A 16,114-nucleotide genomic window follows, 5' to 3' on the forward strand; every position below is an offset into this window, starting at 1 on the left:
AGCCTGACAACTGGATGGTCACCATCGCCCCACGGGCGTGCCGAACTCAGTAATTTCGAGATCACACACACTTGGGAAGGGACCCTATATGCGTACTCAGCTCGCCCTGCTCGGCGCCGTCACCCTGGCAGCCGGTGCGATCGGCGGCCCGGCCTTCGCGGCCGGCACACCCAACCACGACCGTAAGGTCGTGGCACACAGCGTCCAGTCCCCGGGGAAATCCCTCGGAGCGACCTCGTCGACCACCACCGAACACTTCATCGTCACGTTCAAGCTGCGTGATCAGGCCGGAGCCGAGGCTTTCGTCAAGGCCGTCTCGGACCCGACGAGTGCACAGCACGGGAAGTTCATCACCCCGGCCCAGTTCACCAACCGTTTCGCCGCGTCCAAGGCCGATGTCGACAAGGCCATCGCCTGGTTGCACAGCCAGGGGCTCAAGACCGGCGCGGTCTCCAAGACCCGCAGCTACGTCCCGGTGTCCGGTTCCACGGCCGCGATCAACAAGGCCTTCGGCACCCAGATGCACAAGTACTCCACGAACGGCCGCACCTTCTCCGCGCCGGCCACCACCGTGACGATGCCCGCCAGCATCGCCGGTGCCGTCGGCGGCGTGGTCGGACTCGACCACTCCCGCATCCTGCACACCACGAACGTCCGCACCAACGAGGCGACCGCACAGCAGAAGTCGGCGCGTACGTTGTCCTCGATCGGTGCCAAGCCGAACGCACAGTCCGGCGCGAGTGACGCCTGCTCGTCCTACTACGGGCAGTACCACCTGCCGAACATCGTGAAGGCGGCCCAGCCGCTGAAGGGTGTGCAGCCGGGCAGCCTGTGCGGCTACACGCCGCAGCAGATGCGGGCGGCTCGCGGGATGACGGCCAAGAACACCGGCAAGGGTATGACGGTCGGAATCACGTTGTGGTGCAACGACCCTCGTATCGAGGCCGACACCAACACCTGGGCCAAGAGCGTCGGATTCCAGACGCTGAAGAAGAACCAGTTGAAGGTTATCGAGCCGGACGGCGGGTTCAACCCGCTCTACTGCGACGACGAGGGCTCCGGTGGGGTCAACGGCGAGCAGGCGCTGGACGTGCAGTCGATCCACGGTGCTGCGCCGGACGCCAAGATCGTCTACTCGGCGGCTGCCGCGCCGTTCGACGACGACCTGCTCACCTCCATGCACAAGATCGTCGACGACAACCTGGTCGACTCCTTCACGAACTCGTGGGGTGGCGGTGAGGTGAACGACCCGGCCACGAACGACGCCTACTCGGCGATGTTCATGCAGGCGGCCGCGCAGGGCATCTCGGTCCTGTTCTCGTCGGGCGACTACGGCGACAACACCGACGGCGACAAGCAGTCGACGCCGCCGTCCCCGGACTACCCGGCTGCCAACCCGTGGGTCACCACGGTCGGCGGTACCTCGCTGGCGACCGGCAATGCCAAGGGCTCGAAGGTGAGCTTCGAGCAGGCGTGGAACACGTCGTACAACCTCCAGCAGGACGACGCGTGGAGTGGTTGGCAGTACCGCTACGGCGGTGGTGGCGGCGTGAGCCAGTACCACGAGGAGCCCTACTACCAGCAGGGCGTCGTGCCTACCCGGTTCACCGGTGTCGACGCACACCGCGCCTACCCGGACCTCGCCGGCGCCGGTGACCCCTACACGGGTTACCTGATCGGCTACCACGACGGCGACGCCGGCAACAACTTCTCGCTGGAGAAGATCGGTGGCACGAGCTGGTCGTCGCCGTGGACCGCGGGCACGGTTGCGCTCGTCGGCAAGCGCGTCGGGTTCCTGAACCCGGCGATCTACGGCAAGGGCCACGCCGGCCTGACCGACGTCAAGGGCAACGTCATGAACCACGGCTTCGAGTACAAGACCTCGGGCACGTTGGCCAGCGTCGGCATCAACTCCCAGCAGGTGCAGGACCAGACCCTGGTCTCGGACAAGGGCTACGACAACCTGACCGGTTTCGGAGTGCCGAGCTCGACGAAGGCGTTCGTCAGCGCTCTGAAGAAGTAGTTCCGTTCAGCAGGAACTGACGTGAGGCGCCTCCCGGATTCCGGGAGGCGCCTCCTTCGTGTGCGATGGTCCCTCCGGTGCCGGCCGCCCTCCGACGGGCTGCGGTGCGGTTTGTCGCACTCGCGGCATCACCGGGTAAGACCAGCCTCGACCGCTTCTGTCACCGTGGCCGCGGGCGAGCCCCTCGGTGACGATCCGCTCCCGAAGGCTGGTGCCGCAGCCGGGTCCGCGTGCCCGCATGACATGGTGGAACTCGTGCACCAGCGTCGTCCGGACGCTCTCTGCTGTCGGCGCGCTGGCCGAATCAACAGCCAGGACAACGGAATACGGGCTGTAATTGAAACCGCCGCACCCCCAACCGGGAATCGTCAGCCACGGCGCGTGGATCGCGAAGACGTCGACCGTGGTCAGTCCCAACACGTCGCCGACGAGTTCGGTGGCTTCGTCGAAGCCTGCTTGCATCGCCGCAAGGTCGTGGTCGGCGAACTGAGCCGAGGCCCGATGCAGATGAAGCATCGCAGGGGCCGTCACACGGACTCCGGCGTGCTGCTCTCCACCGATTCCTCAGCCTCCGACGACTCCGGCGTGAACCAGACCGCGGACAACGGTGGGACCGTCACGACCGCAGAGCACGGCTGATCGTTGTACGGAGTGTCCGTCGCGTCCACGCCGCCGAGGTTGCCCCGGTTGGAGCCGCCATACCGCTCCGCATCGGTGTTGAGCATCTCCCGCCAGCGACCGGGGCGCGGCAGACCGATCCGCACGTCACGAGCTTCGGCGCCGCTGTAGTTGAGCACTGCCGCGACGACGTCGCCGTCCTGGCCCGGAGTGTCGAATCGCAGGTAGGAGAAGAGATTCGCGTCGGCGGCGTTCGCCTCGATCCAGCGGAACCCCTGCGGATCGTGGTCCAGTTTCCACAGGGCCGGATGCTCGGCATAGATCCGGTTCAGGTCGGACACGAGGTGGGCGACACCCAGGTGCGCCGGCTGGTCGAGCAGCCACCAGTCCAGACTGCGCCCGTCCGCCCACTCGGACTCCTGCCCGAACTCGCACCCCATGAACAGCAACTGCTTCCCGGGGTGGCTCCACATGTCCGCAAGGAGGGTACGGACGCCGGCCAGCTGCTCCCACCGGTCACCGGGCATCTTGCGCAGCAGCGAGCCCTTGCCGTGCACGACCTCGTCGTGACTGATGGGCAGCACGAACTGCTCGTCCCACGCGTAGACCAGCGAGAACGTCATCTCGTTGTGGTGGAATTTGCGGTAAATGGGTTGCTGCGCAACGTAATCGAGCGTGTCGTGCATCCACCCCATGTTCCATTTGAAGCCGAACCCGAGGCCGTTCTGGTCGGTCGGCTTGGTCACGCCGGGCCACGAGGTGGACTCCTCGGCGATCATGACCGTCCCGGGCTGTCGGCGGTATGCAGTGGCGTTGGTCTCCTGCAACAACTGCATCGCCTCGAGGTTCTCGCGGCCGCCGTTCTTGTTCGGCAGCCACTCACCCTCGTTGCGGGAGTAGTCCAGGTAGAGCATCGACGCGACGCCGTCGACGCGCAGCCCGTCGGCATGGAACTCCTGCAACCAGTAGACGGCGTTGGCGACGAGGAAGTTGCGCACCTGCGGCCGGCCGAAATCGAAGATGTACGAACCCCATTCGGGGTGCCAGCCCCGTCGCGGGTCCGGGTGCTCGTAGAGCGGCGTGCCGTCGAACCGGGCCAACGCCCACTCGTCGGTCGCGAAGTGTCCGGGCACCCAGTCGAGGATGACGCCCACGCCTGCCTGATGCAGCCGGTCGACCAGGAACCGGAAGTCGTCCGGGTCACCGAGCCGTGAGTTCGGAGCGTAGTAGCCGGTGACGTGATAGCCCCAGGACGGCGGATAGGGGTGTTCCATGACCGGCATGAACTCCACATGGGTGAAGCCGAGTTCGGTGACGTACGAGACGAGTTCGTCGGCGAGGTCGCGCCACGACTTGCCCTGTCGCCAGGACATCGGATGCACTTCGTAGATGCTCATCGGGCGCTCGTGCGCGGCGGACGCCGCGCGCTGCTCGAGCCAGGCGGCATCTCCCCACTCATAGGTCGAGGCGGTGACCACGGACGCGGTCGCCGGCGCTGTCTCCGCGAACCTGGCGAGCGGGTCGGCCTTCTCCCGCCAGATGCCATCCGGACCGAGAATGTCGAACTTGTAACGGTTTCCGACACCGACGCCCGGCACGAAGAGTTCCCAGACGCCGCCGCTGAGGCGGCGCATCGGGTGACCCTGTCCGTTCCAGGTGTTGAAGTCGCCGACCAGTCGCACACCACGGGCATTGGGTGCCCAGACCGCGAAGGAGGTGCCGTCGACCGCACCTTGCGGGCTGTCGTAGTGATGCAGGTGTGCGCCGAGCACCGTCCAGAGCTGCTCGTGGCGGCCCTCGGCGATCAGGTGCAGGTCGATCTCGCCGAGCGTGGGCAGGAAGCGGTAGGGGTCGTCGGTCACGTGCTCGACGCCGTCGTCATACGTCGTCACGACCCGGTAATCGGGCACCTCGTCGGTCGGCAGAGACCCGCTCCACAGCCCCTCGTGGTCATGGTGCAGGTCGGCACGCGTACCGTCCGGTAGCTGCACCTGGACGGTGCTCGCGAGCGGCCGGAAAACCCTTACCAACGCTCCGGATTCGCTGACGTGCGGTCCCAGCAGCCGGTGCGGATCGCCGTACCGGCCGACCAGCAGCTCGTGGGCGACCTCCGTCGGGATGGCAGTAGTCGGCTGTGTCACGTCCTCGCCTCCCGGCTCGACTGCATTCGTGTCCTCGCCTGGGTCGTGGCTCATGACGTCACCTTTCGTGGTGGGCAGCAGTCGCCGGATCGCGCTGAGTGGGATGTCGAGCCACGCCGGCCGGTTGCGGACTTCGTAGACGACCTCGTAGCTCGCCTTGTCGACCTCGAACAGCTCGATCAGTCGTCGGTATGACGCGAGGTCGACACCGCTCTGCGCGGCGTAGCCGTCCAGGTATGCCGAGCGGGCCTGTGCAGCCCAGTCGCGTCGGTCCACAGCGGCATCGCGGTGCTCGATCGAGCCTGCCGCGTAATCGAAGGACCGCAGCATGCCGGCGATGTCCCGCAACGGCACGTCGGCCTCGTTGCGCTCGTCGAGAGTCCGCAACGGTTCGCCCTCGAAGTCGAGCAGAACCCAACCGCGCTCCGGGACGTCGAGCGCCTGCCCGAGGTGCAGATCGCCGTGGATACGTTGCAGCGCAGGCCAATTCGCGTCATGAGCGTTGTCCACGAGGGAGTCGAACCCGGCCTGACGGTCCTGCAGCTCCGGCACGGCTTCGGTGGCTTCGGTGAACCGGCGCCGGATCGCGGCGAGCTGCCGGGTGACCGACTCGGCGGTGCTGGACCCGACCGGCAACGCCTCGGCCAGTTGGCGATGAACCTCGGCCGTCGCGGCGCCCAGCGCATAGGCGGATGCAGCGAACGGTTCGTCGTCGGCGGCGGACTGCAACGCAACCCGCCACGCGTCCTGCACACCCGGGAAGAACTCCTGCGCGAAGGCCAGGTCACCCTGGGCACGCTCGTCGCCGTCCGGTGTCGGCCAGTCGCCGCGCAGCGATGCGACCATCTGCGGCACGCGTTCGCTGCCGACGTCGCTCAGCGCGGTCTGCAGCGTCACGTCCGGGTTGTCGCCGGGGTGAATCACCCTGAAGATCTTGATGATCAACGGTTCCTCGTCGTCCGAGTCGACGATGATCGAGGTGTTGGACTGCTCGCCGGACAACACCCGAGCGGTGCGGATCCGCGGCACGGCGGCATGCCGGAAACCGCTGCCCCGCACGGTGATCGGCGAGTCCCTGCGTCCGGTGACGGCACCGGACGGGTCGTGCAGCACCAGCTCGGCCTCCCGGCCACCGGTGACCATGGTGCGCAGGAGGGTCGCCACGAACACCGGGTCGTGACAACCGTCGTAGACCCACCGATGTCCGAGGGCTGCGTGCTCCATCTCGCCGATGAGGGCAGCCTCGGCCCCGGGCAACGGAGCACCCCGGTAGGTCATCGGGATCTGATAGACCACCGGCGCCGACCCCGAGTCGTCCACCACGACGTTGACCTCGACGCCGACCTCACCGGCCGGGTCGTCGAAGCGATAGCTGCCGAGCATCCGCAACTCGGCCGCCGAGCCCTTGCCGACATACCACCGACGGTCACCGATCCAGCTGCTGATGAGCTCCAGCTTGGTCGGCGTGAGCGCCGCTCCGGCGTGGATGATCGCCATCCGTCAGTCTCCTGTCGGGTGCTGCAGGGAGAGCCAGAAGAAGTCGCGCGAGCCCAGGGTCAGCGTCGTGGTGCCGTCGTCGCCGACCGAGGTGAAGTGCGCACCGCCGAACAGGTCCCGCAGGCGGGCGCCGGCGAACTGCTCGGGCAGCCGCACCGTGACCGACTGGGGACGACTGGACAGGTTGTTGACGCACAACACCGAACGGGTCTCGATCTCGTCGTCCGGATCGTCCTCGTCGTGGACGGTGCGGGTGAAGGACAGGATGGCGTCGTTGTCCGACTCGACGGTCGTGTAGTCGCCGAGCCCGAAGACCGGGAACTGCTTTCGAATGGCGAGCATTTCGCGCACCCAGTGCAACAGGGAGGAGGTGGACTCCATCTGGGCTTCGACATTCACATTGTTGTAGTGATAGACGAGGCTCGAGATGACCGGCAGGTAGAGCTTGCCGGGATCCGCGGTCGAGAATCCGGCGTTCCGGTCCGGGCTCCACTGCATCGGCGTGCGGACCGCGTCACGATCGGCCAGCCAGATGTTGTCGCCCATGCCGATCTCGTCGCCGTAGTAGAGGCAGGGCGATCCGGGCATGGACAGCAGCAACGCGTGGATCAGCTCGGTCTCGGCACGGGAGTTGTCCAGCAGCGTCGCCAGGCGCCGGCGGATGCCGACGTTGGCACGCATGCGCGGGTCGGGGGAGTACCAGCCGTACATCGCGGCGCGTTCGTCCGGGGTGACCATCTCGAGCGTCAGCTCGTCGTGGTTGCGCAGGAACGTGCCCCACTGTGCACCGCGCGGAATGGTCGGCGTCTCCGCCATGACCTCGTTGATGCGCGTCGCCTTCTCGTCCCGCAGCGCGTAGTAGAGCCGCGGCATGATCGGGAAGTGGAAGCACATGTGGCACTCGGGGTCGTCCTCGGTGCCGAAGTAGTCCACGACCTCGTCGGGCATCTGGTTGGCCTCGGCCAGCAGCATCCGACCGGGGTACTCCTCGTCGACCATCGCACGCAGTTTGGCGATGAATTCGTGTGTCCTCGGGTGGTTCTCGCCGTTGTGCCCCTCCTCGATGTAGAGGTATGGGATCGCGTCGAGACGGAAACCGTCGATGCCCAGGTCCATCCAGAAGCGCACGATGTCGAAGATCTCGTCGTGCACCGATTCGTTCTCGAAGTTGAGATCGGGCTGGTGCGAGAAGAAGCGGTGCCAGAAGAACTCGCGGCGGACCGGATCGAACGACCAGTTCGACACCTCGGTGTCGACGAAGATGATGCGCGCGTCGGAGTACTTCTCGTCCGTGTCGGACCACATGTAGTAGTCGCCGTACGGGCCGTCGGGGTCCGAGCGGGACGCCTGGAACCACGGGTGCTGATCGCTGGTGTGGTTGATCACCAGGTCCGTCACGATGCGTATGCCGCGAGCGTGTGCTTGTGAGACGAGCTCGGTGAACTCCGGCAGCGTCCCGAACTCCGGCAGCACCGCCTTGTAGTCGGCGATGTCGTAGCCGCCGTCACGCAACGGTGAAGCGTAGAACGGCGGGATCCACAAGCAGTCCACGCCGAGCCACTGCAGGTAGTCCAGCCGGTTGATCAGCCCCGTGAAGTCCCCGGAGCCGTTGCCGGTCGAGTCGCCGAAGGCGCGCACCAGCACTTCGTAGAAGACCGCCTTGCGGAACCACTGCGGGTCGTGCCGCAGACCGGGCTGCGGGAGGTTGAAACCTGTCGGTGCCACGATTTTCTAGAACCTCCTGAGGTGAACGATGTGCAGTGGCTCGGTGTCCGGGCCGAGCCGGACGTAGTTGTCGGCGCCCCACTCCCAGCTCGCGTCCGACAGCAGGTCGTGCGCGACGAAGCGGTCACCCGGTGTCAGCCCGAGTGCGCCCATGTCGAGCCGGAGCGTCGATTGCCGAGTGGTGTGCGGGTCGGTGTTCGCGACCACGATGACGACATCGTCGCCGTGCTTCTTGGAGTAGGCGATCATCTGCTCGTCGTCGACGTGGTGGAAGGTGATGTTCCGCAACCACTGCAGCGCGGGGTGCTGGCGACGAATCTCGTTGATACGCGTGAGGAACGGCGCCAGTGACTGTCCCTCGCGGTCGCCGCCCGCCTGGTAGCGGGACCACTCGCGGTCCTTGTACTGGTACTTCTCGTTGTCGATCTGCTCCTCGGCGCCGGGACGCGCGACGTGCTCGATCAGCTCGTACCCGGCGTAGATGCCGTAGGTGGGCGACAGCGTCGCGGCCAATGCGGCGCGCAGCTTCCAGGCCGTCGGCCCGCCGTACTGCATGTAGGGCGTGAGGATGTCGTGCGTCGTCGGCCAGAAACTCGGTCGCATGTATGGCGCCGACTCCTGCGCGAGCTCCTCGACATACTCCCGGAGCTCGGCCGCCTCGTTCCGCCACGCGTAGTAGGTGTAGCTCTGCTGGAAGCCGACCTTCGCCAGCGTCGCCATCATCGCCGGACGGGTGAACGCCTCGGCGAGCCAGATGATGTCCGGATGCTCGCGCGCGACGTCCGCGATCAGCCACTGCCAGAACTCCACCGGCTTGGTGTGCGGATTGTCGACCCGGAAGATCGTGACGCCGTGGTCGATCCACACCTGGACGACGCGCCGGACCTCGGCGTAGATGCCCTCGTGGTCGTTGTCGAAGTTGACGGGGTAGATGTCCTGGTATTTCTTCGGCGGGTTCTCGGCATACGCGATGGAACCGTCGGCCCGCGTGGTGAACCACTCCGGGTGCTCGGCGACCCACGGGTGGTCGGGGGAGCACTGCAGTGCCAGGTCGAGCGCCACCTCGAGGTTCTGCCGACGTGCGGCCTTGACGAAGGCGTCGAAGTCCTCGAACGTGCCCAGGTCGGGGTGGATCGCGTCGTGGCCGCCGTCCTCGTTGCCGATCGCGTAGGGCGACCCGGGGTCTTCGGGACCTGCCGTCAGCGTGTTGTTCGGGCCTTTGCGGTTGGTCCGTCCGATCGGATGGACCGGAGTCAGATAGACCACGTCGAAGCCCATCCCCGCGATGGCCGGCAGCCGTTCGGCCGCGGTCCGCAGCGTGCCGGAGGTCCAGGTGCCGGTCGTGGTGTCGAATCTCGCGCCCTCGCTGCGCGGGAAGATCTCGTACCACGCCCCGGTGAGCGCGCGATCCCGCTCGACCCACCAGCTGTATGACGTGCTGGGGCTCACCCAGTCGCGCAGCGGTCCGGCAGCCATCACGCGCTGGACCTCCGGCGCGGTTCCCGCCGAGATGCGCGCGCCCGGTTCCAGCTCGGTGTCGCGCAATCCGGTGACGGCCGCGGCGAGGACCTTTCGTCCGGCGGCGTCGTGCCGCACCTCGTGCATCGCGCGCTCCAGCAGGCGAGCGCCCTCCTCGAGCATGACCTCGGTGTCCACCTCGGCTGCGATCTTGATCACGGCGTCGTGGACCCAGGTGGCGTACGGGTCGGACCAGCCCTCGACACAGTAGGACCACACTCCGGGACGATCGGCGCTCACCTCGCAGCGCCAGGCATCCAGCCCGGGATTGGTGCAGGTCATCGGGACGTAATGGGTCACGCCGTCCGGGTCGGTGAGCGCCGCGGTGGCATTGACCGCGTCGTGGCCCTCCCGGAACACGGTCGCAGTGATCGGAAATGATTCTCCGACAACGGATTTGGTGGCGAAGGCGCCATCACCGACTGCGGGTCGGACATCGACGACGGGGATCCGTCCGACGGGTCTGAGCGGCATGTTCGGCGCGGTCGTGCCCCGTGCAGGGGCGGGCCGTGTCGGAGCAGTCTGCTGCTGATCAGTCACCTGGGCGACGCTACAAGATCCGAGGCGGTCGCGGACAGCTGTCGGGCACGGCACGGCATACCGACCGGGCAGCCGCCGAAGTTCGAGTTCACCTGCGGCCCGTGCCCGCCTACGATCGGTGCGGTGAGAGCCATTCGCCGTTTCAATGTCCGTACCGCGCTGCCCCAGGGGCTGGCCCCGTTGTCGGACCTCGCGACCAACCTGCGCTGGTCGTGGCACCGCCGTACCCGTGACCTCTTCCGGGACATGGACCCTGCCGTCTGGGAGCGCGTCCATGGCGATCCGGTGGCGCTGCTGGCCGGCCTGTCACCCCAGCGCCTGGACGAGCTCGCCGCGGACCCCGGCTTCGTCGGTCGCGTGCACGCCGCCGCGGACGGCCTGTCGACATACCTGACCGCGCCCTCCTGGTACGACGACTTCAGCCGCGAGGAGAACGGTGCTGCGTCGATCGCCTACTTCAGTGCCGAGTTCGGCATCACGCACGTCCTGCCGCAGTACTCCGGCGGCCTCGGCATCCTGGCCGGTGACCATCTGAAGTCGGCCAGCGACCTCGGCGTGCCGATCGTCGGTGTCGGCCTCTTCTACAAGGAGGGCTACTTCAACCAGCAGCTCTCCGCCGACGGCTGGCAGTTGGAGAGCTATCCGCTGCTCGACCCGGACGGACTGCCCCTGACATTGCTGCGGGAGGCCGACGGGACACCCTTGGCCATCTCGCTCGCGCTCCCGGAGGGTCGAACGCTGCATGCGCGGGTATGGCGGGCGCAGGTCGGCCGGGTGCCGCTGCTGTTGCTCGACTCCGACGTGGAGGCCAACGACCCGTCTGCACGCGAGCTCACCGCCCGGCTGTATGGCGGCGGCGGGGACCAGCGACTGCAGCAGGAGATGCTGCTCGGCATCGGCGGGGTCCGCGCCCTGCGCGCCTGGAGCCGACTGACCGACGCTGCGGCGCCGGAGGTCTACCACTGCAACGAGGGCCACGCCGGCTTCCTGTCGGTGGAGCGGATCAGCGAGCTGGTGACCGGTCACGGACTCGACTTCGAGCAGGCCCGCCGCGCAGTGCGGGCGAGCAACGTCTTCACCACGCACACCCCGGTGCCGGCCGGCATCGACCGTTTCGACGCGGACCTCGTGCGCGCCCACTTCAGCGGCTCCGCGCAGATCCCGGGTGTGTCCCCGGAGCAGATCCTGCCGCTCGGCGCCGAGGACTACGAGGGCGGCCAGTCCGGCATCTTCAACATGGCCGTGATGGGCCTGCGGATGGCGCAGCGCGCCAACGGCGTGTCCGAGCTGCACGGCGCCGTCAGCCGGTCGATGTTCGACCAGCTGTGGCCCGGCTTCGATGACGACGAGGTGCCGATCACCAGCATCACCAACGGTGTTCACGCCCCGACCTGGATGGACCCGCGCGTCATCGACCTCGGTCGCAAGCACGTGGGAGAGGTCGACGTGCGCGAGGCGATCGGCTGGGAGCGCGTCGGACAGATCCCACGACCCGCCCTCTGGGCGGTCAAGCGCGAGCTGCGCAACCAGCTCGTGCTGGACGTGCGGGAACGGGTGCGGGAGTCCGCCCAGTTCCGCGGCGCGAGTGACGCCGAGCTCGGCTGGGTGGAGAACCTGCTCGACCCGGACGTGCTGACCATCGGCTTCGCCCGGCGGGTGCCGACATACAAGCGACTGACGCTGATGCTGCGCGACCCGGAGCGGCTCGCCAACCTGTTGCTGGACCCGGAGCGGCCGGTGCAGTTGGTCATCGCCGGCAAGTCGCACCCCGCCGATGAGACCGGCAAGCGGCTCATCCAGGAGATGGTGCAGTTCACCGACGACCCGAAGCTGCGGCACCGGATCGTCTTCCTGCCCAACTACGACATGCAGATGGCGCAGTCCCTGATGCCGGGTGTGGACGTCTGGCTGAACAACCCGCTGCGGCCCTACGAGGCGTCCGGCACCTCCGGGATGAAGGCTGCCCTGAACGGCGGCCTGAACCTGTCCATCCTCGACGGTTGGTGGGACGAGTGGTTCGACGGCAGTAACGGTTGGGCGATCCCATCGGCCGACCCGTCCCGCGACACCACGAGTTCCACGATGGACCCGGAGCGTCGTGACGACCTGGAGGCCGCCGCGCTCTACGACCTGATCGAGAGCCAGGTCGCCGCCCGGTTCTACGACCGTGACACCGACGGCGTCCCGCAGCGCTGGCTGGAGATGGTCGAGCACACCCTGGCCGTGCTCGGCCCGAAGGTGCTCGCCACCCGGATGGTCCGCGACTACACGACCAAGCTCTACACCCCGGCGGCGATCGCCGGACGCGCCGCCACCGGCGACGACTTCGGGCTCGCGAAAGACCTTGCGGCATACAGCATCCGGGCGCGGGACGCGTTCGCCCAGGTGCGGATCGAGCACGTGGAGGCCGATGGCGTCACCGACATCCCGGCACTCGGCGAACGCCTCACGGTGCGTGCGTATGTCGCACTCGGCGGGCTTCGCCCGGACGAGGTCTCGGTGCAGGTGGTGCATGGTCGCGCGACCGACACCGACGACCTGCAGGACGTCGCGATGACCGAGATCCAGCCCGTCGAGGATCTCGGCAACGGCAGCGCCCGGTTCGAGGGCAGCGTGACACTGGACCGGACCGGATCGTTCGGCTACAGCGTGCGCGTGCTGCCGCGGCACCCCGGCCTGGCGAACATCGCCGAGCTCGGTCTGGTCGTCAACGCCTGAGCGGTTCGACGCCCCGGTCCTGCAGGGAGTGCGCAGGCTGCTGCCGCACCACGTGCAGGCTTGGGGCTCGGCTTCTGGCTGTACGCCGGTTAGGACCAGCAGATAGTGCGCCCCGCCGCACTCTGCGACGGCCCGGGGCTGCGTTGCTGACGTTCCGATGTCTCGGACCAGCAGATAGTGCGCCCGCCGCACTTTGTGACGGCCCGGGGCTGCGTGGGTCAGACAGGCCGCGTCTCACCCGCACGGTAGGTCGAGACCTGCGGAGCGAACGCCTCGGCGCTCGCGGCCTGCCAGTCCCGCCGCCAGCTCTCCGGAGCACCGCCGAGCAGTTCGCCCGGCTGCAGCCAGGTGAACAGCTCCGCGTAGCTGCGACTCTCGTTCGGGGAGATGTTGAGACGGAGCATGTGCGGACTCAGTTCGTGCGGCTCCCGGACGCCCAGCGTCGCCATGATCTGCGCGGCCTGGTCGACCGTCGCGCGGTGGTAGCGATGCACTCGCTCGCTCTTGTCCGGCACGTCGAGCGCCCGGGCGCGTCGCGGGTTCTGCGTCGCCACCCCGACCGGGCACTTGCCGGTGTGGCACGACTGGGCCTGGATGCAGCCGACCGCCATCATCATCGCCCGCGCGGCATTGGTGTAGTCGGCGCCCTGGATGAGCCGCTTGACGATGTCGGCGCCGCCGGCGATCTTGCCGGCCGCGCCGATCTTGATGGTGTCTCGCAACCCGGTGCCGACCAGGGCGTTGTGCACGACCATCAGGCCGTGGGTGAGCGGCATACCGAGGTGGTCCTCGTACTCCAACGGGGCCGCTCCGGTGCCACCCTCGGACCCGTCGACGATGATGAAGTCCGGTGCCGTGCCGACTTCACGGATCGCCTTGCAGATGGCCAGGATGTCCATCCGCGAGCCGACGCACAGTTTGAAACCGGCGGGCTTCCCGCCGCTGAGTTCGCGCATCCTCGCGATGAATTCGATCAGCTCGATCGGTGTCGAGAAGACCTTGTGCCGCGCCGGGCTGACGCACTTCTCACCTTCGGGGACACCGCGGAACCGCGCGATCTCCGCCGTGACCTTGGCAGCGGGAAGGACCCCGCCGATGCCCGGCTTCGCGCCCTGGCTCAGCTTGAGCGAGACACACTTGACCCGGTCGTCGGCCGCCTTGTCGCGGAACGCCTCCGGGTCGAAATCGCCGTCCTCGGTCCGGGCCCCGAAGTAGCCGGAGCCGATCTCCCAGACCAGATCGCCACCGTGCTCCAGGTGGTATGGCGTCAGGCCGCCCTCTCCGGTGTCGTGCGCGAACCCACCCAACCGGGCGCCCTTGTTGAGCGCCCGGATCGCGTTGGCGGACAAGGCACCGAAGCTCATCGCGGAGACGTTCAGCAGCGACATGTCGTAGGGCTTGCTGCAGTCCGGTCCACCGATCCGCACCCGCGGTGGAGCCTCGGGCTTCTCGAGCGGTGCGGTGGAGTGGACCAACGATTCGTACCCCGCGCGATCGACGTCCCGCTCGGTGCCGAACGGCTGCTCTGCCATCGTCCCCTTGGCGCGCTGGTAGATGACCGACCGGGTGTCGCGGTCGTAGGGGCGGCCGTCCCAGTTGCGCTCGATGAAGTACTGCTGCAGTTCCGGGCGGATCTCCTCGAGCAGGTAGCGCAGGTGGCCGACCACCGGGTAGTTGCGAAGTACCGAATGCTTGCGCTGCACCAGGTCCCGCACCGCCAGACCTGCGAGGGATCCGGCCGTTGCCAGAGCCGTTGCTCGCTGCCATCGCGCCATTCGTCTGCTCCTCGTCCTCGTCGATGCTCGGGGCGACCGCCGGGCCCGGTCATCGTGCTGGCCGCGGCTGCGTACCTGCTGAGCATGCCGGGTCCGTACGATGTGCGGGTGCTCTTGCCCCTCACCATCGTGCTTATCGCACTGCTTGCGGTCCTGGCCATCGATGCGGCATACCTGACGGCGCGTGGCAAGCCGGTCGACAACCCGATGTTCTTCCTGGCGTGTGCCGCGGAAGTGGCGGTCATCGCTCAACTCGTGGTCGGGATCGCCCGCATCGGCGACGCGGACTCGCACATGTCGAAGGGGCTGTTCATCGCCTATCTGGCGGGCCTGGTCTGTGTGCTCCCGGTGGCCGGCTTCTGGGGGATCGCCGAGCGTGAATCACGTTGGGGGACAGGCGTGCTCCTCGTAGCGACGCTGGGCCTGCTGGTCATGGTCGCTCGTCTCCTGCAGTTGTGGAACGGCCAGTGAGCGCCGGTTCGAGGACCGCGATCAACAGCGGCCCGGGACGCATGCTAGTCGCCGTCTACGGTCTGCTCGGGCTGGCGGCGACGGGTCGGTCGATCATGCAGATCGCTCAGACGTGGCCGGATCAGCACCTGCCCTACTGGCTGTCGGCGGTCGCTGCGGTCGTCTACCTCGTGGCGACGGTCGCGCTGGCGCGCGGTGACCGGGCGAGTGCCCGGGTCGCCCTGGGAACCATCAGTTTCGAGCTGTTCGGAGTGATCGCGGTCGGCATCTGGTCGTATGCCGACAAGGCGGCCTTCGTCGCGGCCGGCAGCGCCGGTGACACGACGGTGTGGTCGAAGTTCGGTCAGGGTTACGGCTACGTGCCGTTGCTCCTGCCGATCCTCGGTCTCTGGTGGCTGCGGCACAACCGGTCACGAGAAGCTCAGGCCTGAGGGCCGCCGATCGTCAGGATCGCTCGCGTCGAGACCCGGACGGCGTCCTCCAACCAGGTCGGTATGACGGTCGCTGCGTCACGGCGTCCGAGGTAGGGCCGGACCAGGCCGTACGGACTCTGCTGACACGCGGTGCGCACGATCTGCAGGCGGTGTTTCGTCGCGCGTCCGTAGAAGCGGGTCGTCAGCTGCGCCATCACCTGGAACACGTCGTCGTTCAGGTGCTCCACGGTGTCCCGCAACGGCTCCGGGGCCGAGGAGCGCAGCGCGGACTGGCGGTAGAGCGTCAGGACGTTCGCCTCCGCCGGATTGTCGCGGCAGAACCTCGGTACGTGTGTTGCTGCGGACTCGAGCGCGACGGCTGCGTCCGCGACTGAACGGAGCGCGAGCAGGTCGTGCTGAAACCGGCGAATTCCTCTGATCCACAGGCGGATCAGGAGTTCCTCGCGTGAGCCGAATCGGTGGTAGATCGATCCGACCGGTGCTCCGGCCGCTTCGGCGATCTGGCCGATGGTCGCGGCCGGCCCGTGGCGGAAGACACTCTCCCGAGCAGCGTCGAGCAGATCGTCGTCGGTGAACTTCGCAGGTCTTGCCACGGAGCGACCCTAGCGCGTAGTTTGCGAATATGAAATCTAGAATCAGCATTCTAAAAAAGCC

10 protein-coding genes are annotated in these 16,114 nt (G+C 67.5%); 4 read left to right on the top strand and 6 right to left on the bottom strand.

From position 1 onward, the window contains the following. Positions 1–88 precede the first annotated feature (88 nt). Entirely contained in the window at positions 89–2,023 is a 1,935-nt protein-coding gene (locus tag ACZ50J_RS06040) for a S53 family peptidase (protein WP_464300366.1), read from the top strand. A gap of 6 nt (positions 2,024–2,029) precedes the next feature. On the opposite strand, the gene ACZ50J_RS06045 is transcribed toward ACZ50J_RS06040, so the two are convergent. The 4 genes from ACZ50J_RS06045 to ACZ50J_RS06060 are packed head-to-tail and all read right to left on the bottom strand — an operon-like array spanning position 2,030 to position 9,996. Continuing rightward, positions 2,030–2,539, bottom strand: a complete 510-nt coding sequence (locus ACZ50J_RS06045) for a DUF2268 domain-containing putative Zn-dependent protease (protein ID WP_464300367.1) — start codon at positions 2,537–2,539, stop codon at positions 2,030–2,032. Between the two features lie 11 nt (positions 2,540–2,550). Beyond that, positions 2,551–6,279 carry a 1,4-alpha-glucan branching protein GlgB gene (gene glgB, locus ACZ50J_RS06050; RefSeq protein ID WP_464300368.1) on the bottom strand — a complete coding sequence of 1,243 codons (3,729 nt, stop codon included), beginning with the start codon at positions 6,277–6,279 and terminating at the stop codon, positions 2,551–2,553. 3 nt (positions 6,280–6,282) lie between these two features. Further along, complete coding sequence (treS, locus tag ACZ50J_RS06055; RefSeq protein ID WP_464300369.1) at positions 6,283–8,004, bottom strand: maltose alpha-D-glucosyltransferase; 1,722 nt, start codon at positions 8,002–8,004, stop codon at positions 6,283–6,285. 6 nt (positions 8,005–8,010) lie between these two features. Next, on the bottom strand, positions 8,011–9,996 hold the full coding sequence (locus tag ACZ50J_RS06060) for an alpha-1,4-glucan--maltose-1-phosphate maltosyltransferase (RefSeq protein WP_464300370.1): 1,986 nt from the start codon (positions 9,994–9,996) through the stop codon (positions 8,011–8,013). A gap of 189 nt (positions 9,997–10,185) precedes the next feature. Here ACZ50J_RS06060 and glgP point away from each other — a divergent pair, with 189 nt between their 5' ends. Next, complete coding sequence (glgP, locus tag ACZ50J_RS06065; protein WP_464300371.1) at positions 10,186–12,780, top strand: alpha-glucan family phosphorylase; 2,595 nt, start codon at positions 10,186–10,188, stop codon at positions 12,778–12,780. A gap of 218 nt (positions 12,781–12,998) precedes the next feature. Here glgP and ACZ50J_RS06070 read toward each other — a convergent pair whose 3' ends face one another. Next, entirely contained in the window at positions 12,999–14,555 is a 1,557-nt protein-coding gene (locus ACZ50J_RS06070) for an FMN-binding glutamate synthase family protein (protein ID WP_464300372.1), read from the bottom strand. 108 nt (positions 14,556–14,663) lie between these two features. Between ACZ50J_RS06070 and ACZ50J_RS06075 the strand changes: the two genes are divergently transcribed. Both ACZ50J_RS06075 and ACZ50J_RS06080 read left to right on the top strand, forming a co-directional pair. Beyond that, entirely contained in the window at positions 14,664–15,026 is a 363-nt protein-coding gene (locus ACZ50J_RS06075) for a hypothetical protein (RefSeq protein WP_464300373.1), read from the top strand. A 41-nt stretch (positions 15,027–15,067) separates the two neighbouring features. Further along, complete coding sequence (locus ACZ50J_RS06080; RefSeq protein WP_464300374.1) at positions 15,068–15,457, top strand: hypothetical protein; 390 nt, start codon at positions 15,068–15,070, stop codon at positions 15,455–15,457. Here the strand turns inward: ACZ50J_RS06080 and ACZ50J_RS06085 are convergent. After that, positions 15,448–16,053, bottom strand: a complete 606-nt coding sequence (locus tag ACZ50J_RS06085; protein WP_464300375.1) for a TetR/AcrR family transcriptional regulator — start codon at positions 16,051–16,053, stop codon at positions 15,448–15,450. The two genes, ACZ50J_RS06080 and ACZ50J_RS06085, sit on opposite strands and share 10 nt — an antisense overlap. Between the last annotated feature and the right edge of the window lie 61 nt (positions 16,054–16,114).

This window comes from Flexivirga sp. G2, from assembly GCF_055397625.1.

What these genes read in the sequence shown, in the direction of transcription:
- ACZ50J_RS06040 (WP_464300366.1), top strand. Translation starts at nt 89, where the DNA reads ATGCGTACTCAGCTCGCCCTGCTCGGCGCCGTCACCCTGGCAGCCGGT.
- ACZ50J_RS06045 (WP_464300367.1), bottom strand. Translation starts at nt 2,539, where the DNA reads ATGCTTCATCTGCATCGGGCCTCGGCTCAGTTCGCCGACCACGACCTT.
- glgB (WP_464300368.1), bottom strand. Translation starts at nt 6,279, where the DNA reads ATGGCGATCATCCACGCCGGAGCGGCGCTCACGCCGACCAAGCTGGAG.
- ACZ50J_RS06060 (WP_464300370.1), bottom strand. Translation starts at nt 9,996, where the DNA reads ATGCCGCTCAGACCCGTCGGACGGATCCCCGTCGTCGATGTCCGACCC.
- ACZ50J_RS06070 (WP_464300372.1), bottom strand. Translation starts at nt 14,555, where the DNA reads ATGGCGCGATGGCAGCGAGCAACGGCTCTGGCAACGGCCGGATCCCTC.
- ACZ50J_RS06080 (WP_464300374.1), top strand. Translation starts at nt 15,068, where the DNA reads ATGCTAGTCGCCGTCTACGGTCTGCTCGGGCTGGCGGCGACGGGTCGG.